This is a genomic window from Moraxella lacunata (assembly GCF_002027545.1).
GTDB classification, from domain to species: Bacteria; Pseudomonadota; Gammaproteobacteria; order Pseudomonadales; family Moraxellaceae; genus Moraxella; species Moraxella lacunata.
The window spans coordinates 1-5,481 of record NZ_MXAN01000061.1 but is presented as its reverse complement, the minus strand read 5'-3'; the positions used below and the strand labels follow the sequence as shown (position 1 = coordinate 5,481).

The window sequence follows — 5,481 nt, the reverse complement described above, 5'->3', positions numbered from 1 at the left end:
AAAACCCACCCCCTATCATCATTTATAACCCACCCCACCCCACCCCAACCAAAACCCCCCACATTTTCCAATGTAGGGGGTTTTAAATAAGGTGCTGACGATGACCTACTCTCACATGGGCGAACCACACTACCATCGGCGCTAAGACGTTTCACTTCTGAGTTCGGGAAGGGATCAGGTGGTTCCATCTTGCTATTGTCGTCAGCGTAAAAGGATTAACAACGCTGTTTATGAGTCTGTTGTTTTAATTTACTTTAAATTTTAATTTTTAAAGTTTTAACTTTTTAAGTTATTCAAGATTGATTCAAGCTTGTTAGGTAAAATCTTTACACTTACTTATCATACAACACATGAAGTAGTTTTTTTAAACCACTTGGGTGTTGTATGGTCAAGCCAAACGAGCAATTAGTATTGGTTAGCTACACACATCGCTATGCTTTTACACCCAACCTATCAACGTCGTAGTCTACAACGGCTCTTTAGGGAAATCTTATCTTGAGGTGGGCTTCCCGCTTAGATGCTTTCAGCGGTTATCCCATCCGAACGTAGCTACCCGGCGATGCTTCTGGCGAAACAACCGGAACACCAGAGGTTCGTCCACTCTGGTCCTCTCGTACTAGGAGCAGATCCTCTCAAATTTCCAACGCCCACGGTAGATAGGGACCGAACTGTCTCACGACGTTCTAAACCCAGCTCGCGTACCTCTTTAAATGGCGAACAGCCATACCCTTGGGACCTGCTTCAGCCCCAGGATGAGATGAGCCGACATCGAGGTGCCAAACACCGCCGTCGATATGAACTCTTGGGCGGTATCAGCCTGTTATCCCCAGAGTACCTTTTATCCGTTGAGCGATGGCCCTTCCATACAGAACCACCGGATCACTAAGACCTACTTTCGTACCTGCTCGACTTGTGGGTCTCGCAGTTAAGCGCGCTTTTGCCTTTATACTCTTTGAACGATTTCCGACCGTTCTGAGCGCACCTTCGTACTCCTCCGTTACTCTTTAGGAGGAGACCGCCCCAGTCAAACTACCCACCATACATTGTCCTTGATACTGTTATATCTAAGTTAGAACCCCAACATAACCAGGGTGGTATTTCAAGGTTGGCTCCATAGGAACTGGCGTCCCTACTTCAAAGCCTCCCACCTATCCTACACAAGTTAGGTCAAAGTTCAATGTAAAGCTGTAGTAAAGGTTCACGGGGTCTTTCCGTCTAGCCGCGGGTACACAGCATCTTCACTGCGATTTCGATTTCACTGAGTCTCTGCTGGAGACAGCGCTGCCATCATTATGCCATTCGTGCAGGTCGGAACTTACCCGACAAGGAATTTCGCTACCTTAGGACCGTTATAGTTACGGCCGCCGTTTACTGGGGCTTCGATCAAGAGCTTCGCTTACGCTAACCCCATCAATTAACCTTCCAGCACCGGGCAGGCATCACACCCTATACGTCCACTTTCGTGTTTGCAGAGTGCTGTGTTTTTAATAAACAGTTGCAGCAGCCTGGTATCTGCGACTGCCAACAGCTCAGGAAGCAAGTTCCATCACCATCGGCAGCGTACCTTCTCCCGAAGTTACGGTACCATTTTGCCTAGTTCCTTCAGCAGAGTTCTCTCAAGCGCCTTGGTATTCTCTACCTGACCACCTGTGTCGGTTTCGGGTACGATTTCTTTATGACTATCGCTTAGAAGCTTTTCCTGGAAGCAGGGTATTTGCCACTTCGCCAGTAAACTGGCTTGCTATCAGATCTCATTAATAGTCTAGCGGATTTGCCTACTAAACCTAACTACATCCTTCCACCTGGACAACCAACGCCAGGCTGACATAACCTTCTCCGTCCCTCCATCGCATCATAAACAAGTATCGGAATATTAACCGATTTCCCATCGACTACGCCTTTCGGCCTCGCCTTAGGGGTCGACTCACCCAGCCCCGATTAACGTTGGACTGGAACCCTTGGTCTTCCGGCGAACGGGCTTTTCACCCGTTTTGTCGTTACTCACGTCAGCATTCGCTCTTGTGATACCTCCAGCATACCTTACGATACACCTTCACAGGCTTACACAACGCTCCCCTACCACTTAATTGAAACAATTAAATCCGCAGCTTCGGCTCCTAGTTTGAGCCCCGTTACATCTTCCGCGCAGGCCGACTCGACTAGTGAGCTATTACGCTTTCTTTAAAGGGTGGCTGCTTCTAAGCCAACCTCCTAGCTGTCTGTGCCTTCCCACATCGTTTCCCACTTAACTAGGAATTTGGGGCCTTAGCTGGCGGTCTGGGTTGTTTCCCTCTTGACGACGGACGTTAGCACCCGCCGTCTGTCTCCCGGATATTACTCATCGGTATTCGGAGTTTGCATCGGTTTGGTAAGTCGGGATGACCCCCTAGCCGAAACAGTGCTCTACCCCCAATGGTATTCGTCCGAGGCGCTACCTAAATAGCTTTCGGGGAGAACCAGCTATCACCGAGTTTGATTAGCCTTTCACCCCTATCCACAAGTCATCCCCTGGCTTTTCAACGACAGTGGGTTCGGTCCTCCGGTGCCTGTTACGGCACTTTCAACCTGCTCATGGATAGATCACTCGGTTTCGGGTCTATACCCTGCAACTTAATCGCCCTATTAAGACTCGGTTTCCCTACGGCTCCCCTAAACGGTTAACCTTGCTACAGAATATAAGTCGCTGACCCATTATACAAAAGGTACGCCGTCACGGAACAAGTCCGCTCCGACTGCTTGTATGCACACGGTTTCAGGTTCTATTTCACTCCCCTAACAGGGGTTCTTTTCGCCTTTCCCTCACGGTACTGGTTCACTATCGGTCAGTCAGGAGTATTTAGCCTTGGAGGATGGTCCCCCCATCTTCAGACAAGATTTCACGTGTCTCGCCCTACTTAATATGTCTCATAAACAGTTTCGCATACAGGACTATCACCTACTATGGTTGGCTTTCCCACGCCATTTTGCTACTGTAAAATTGATCGGCTCCTCCCCGTTCGCTCGCCGCTACTTGGGGAATCTCAATTGATGTCTTTTCCTCGGGGTACTGAGATGTTTCACTTCTCCCGGTTTGCCTTACACAGTAAACTATGTAATAACCAACTTATGTTGGTTGGGTTTCCCCATTCAGAAATCGCCGGGTCACAGGATATTGCCACCTCACCGACGCTTATCGCAGGCTATCACGTCTTTCATCGCCTCTGACTGCCAAGGCATCCACCATGTGCACTTCATTACTTGACCATACAACCCCAAGTAGTCTTGGTGTTATAAGGGTAATGTGTAACGATTCACCTATGTTTACGCTTGATTCAGTTCTCTTTACTTTAGGTGTTTGTATTGGGTACAAACACCATGGTTAATTATTTGTTGGAATTAAATAATTAACCCAGACTCATATATACGTTGTTAAATAATTGAAATTAACTTCATCAGTTAATTGTAAGTCATCTACATAAAGTAGAAGTAAGAAATCTAATTTAATGGTGTTTTATTTGATTGCTTAGTTCTAATTTATTGTAAGTGGTGGAGTTAAGGAGAGTCGAACTCCTGACCTCCTGCGTGCAAGGCAGGCGCTCTACCAACTGAGCTATAACCCCAAAATGGTGGGTCTAATAAGACTTGAACTTATGACCCCCGCCTTATCAAGGCGGTGCTCTAACCAACTGAGCTATAGACCCAATTTAACTTACGCTACTAAGAACAACTTGTTGTGGATTCTTGCCAATCAGATAATTTCGTTAAGGAGGTGATCCAGCCGCAGGTTCCCCTACGGCTACCTTGTTACGACTTCACCCCAGTCATCGACCCCACCGTGGTGATCGCCCTCTTGCGTTAGGCTAACCACTTCTGGTGAGATCAACTCCCATGGTGTGACGGGCGGTGTGTACAAGGCCCGGGAACGTATTCACCGCAGCATTCTGATCTGCGATTACTAGCGATTCCGACTTCATGGAGTCGAGTTGCAGACTCCAATCCGGACTACGATTGGCTTTTTGAGATTAGCATCACATCGCTGTGTAGCAACCCTTTGTACCAACCATTGTAGCACGTGTGTAGCCCTGGTCGTAAGGGCCATGATGACTTGACGTCGTCCCCGCCTTCCTCCAGTTTGTCACTGGCAGTATCCTTAGAGTTCCCGACTTAAATCGCTGGTAACTAAGGAAAAGGGTTGCGCTCGTTGCGGGACTTAACCCAACATCTCACGACACGAGCTGACGACAGCCATGCAGCACCTGTATGTGAATTCCCGAAGGCACTCCCGCATCTCTGCAGGATTCTCACTATGTCAAGACCAGGTAAGGTTCTTCGCGTTGCATCGAATTAAACCACATGCTCCACCGCTTGTGCGGGCCCCCGTCAATTCATTTGAGTTTTAACCTTGCGGCCGTACTCCCCAGGCGGTCTACTTATTGCGTTAACTGCGTCACTAAGTCTTCAAGAGACCCAACGACTGGTAGACATCGTTTACGGCGTGGACTACCAGGGTATCTAATCCTGTTTGCTACCCACGCTTTCGAACCTCAGTGTCAGTATGATGCCAGGAAGCTGCCTTCGCCATCGGTATTCCTCCAGATCTCTACGCATTTCACCGCTACACCTGGAATTCTACTTCCCTCTCACCTACTCTAGTCACCCAGTATCAGATGCAGTTCCCAGGTTAAGCCCGGGGCTTTCACATCTGACTTAAATGACCACCTACGCTCGCTTTACGCCCAGTAATTCCGATTAACGCTTGCACCCTCTGTATTACCGCGGCTGCTGGCACAGAGTTAGCCGGTGCTTATTCTGTGGGTAACGTCAGGGCTTGTAGGTATTAACCACAAGCTTTTCCTCCCCACTTAAAGTGCTTTACAACCAAAAGGCCTTCTTCACACACGCGGCATGGCTGGATCAGGCTTTCGCCCATTGTCCAATATTCCCCACTGCTGCCTCCCGTAGGAGTCTGGGCCGTGTCTCAGTCCCAGTGTGGCTGATCATCCTCTCAGACCAGCTACAGATCGTCGCCTTGGTAGGCCTTTACCCCACCAACTAGCTAATCCGACTTAGGCTCATCTATTAGCGAGAGCTAAAAGCCCCCTTTCTCTCGTAAGACGTATGCGGTATTAGCGTAAGTTTCCCTACGTTATCCCCCACTAATAGGCAGATTCCTAAGCATTACTCACCCGTTCGCCACTAATCCGTCTAGCAAGCTAGACTTCATCGTTCGACTTGCATGTGTTAAGCCTGCCGCCAGCGTTCAATCTGAGCCATGATCAAACTCTTCAGTTTAATCTTTGTTGCCTATTAACTTATTAAGATGATAAACATTTTAATTAGAAGTTAGGGCTTTTTGTTTTTGGCTCATTTATTACTAGCAAATTTGCTCATCGTGTAAATGAATTAACTTTGAGTATTTTTGCTTGATAAATGATAATTTTTGTATTATCTTGTATTAGCAAAAATCCACACAAGTTGTTCTTAGTATGTTTTTAAATAGTG

At 47.7% G+C, this 5,481-nt stretch carries 2 tRNA genes and 3 rRNA genes; all 5 read right to left on the bottom strand.

Annotated elements, in window-relative coordinates:
• Positions 1 to 92 precede the first annotated feature (92 nt).
• Positions 93 to 206, bottom strand: a 5S ribosomal RNA gene (gene rrf, locus B5J94_RS09005).
• 178 nt (positions 207 to 384) lie between these two features.
• Positions 385 to 3,243, bottom strand: a 23S ribosomal RNA gene (locus B5J94_RS09000).
• Between the two features lie 280 nt (positions 3,244 to 3,523).
• A tRNA-Ala gene (locus B5J94_RS08995) sits at positions 3,524 to 3,599 on the bottom strand.
• A gap of 4 nt (positions 3,600 to 3,603) precedes the next feature.
• Positions 3,604 to 3,680: transfer RNA gene (locus B5J94_RS08990), tRNA-Ile, on the bottom strand.
• 61 nt (positions 3,681 to 3,741) lie between these two features.
• A 16S ribosomal RNA gene (locus tag B5J94_RS08985) occupies positions 3,742 to 5,271 on the bottom strand.
• The 16S, 23S and 5S rRNA genes sit together here with 2 tRNA genes alongside, the layout of an rRNA operon.
• Between the last annotated feature and the right edge of the window lie 210 nt (positions 5,272 to 5,481).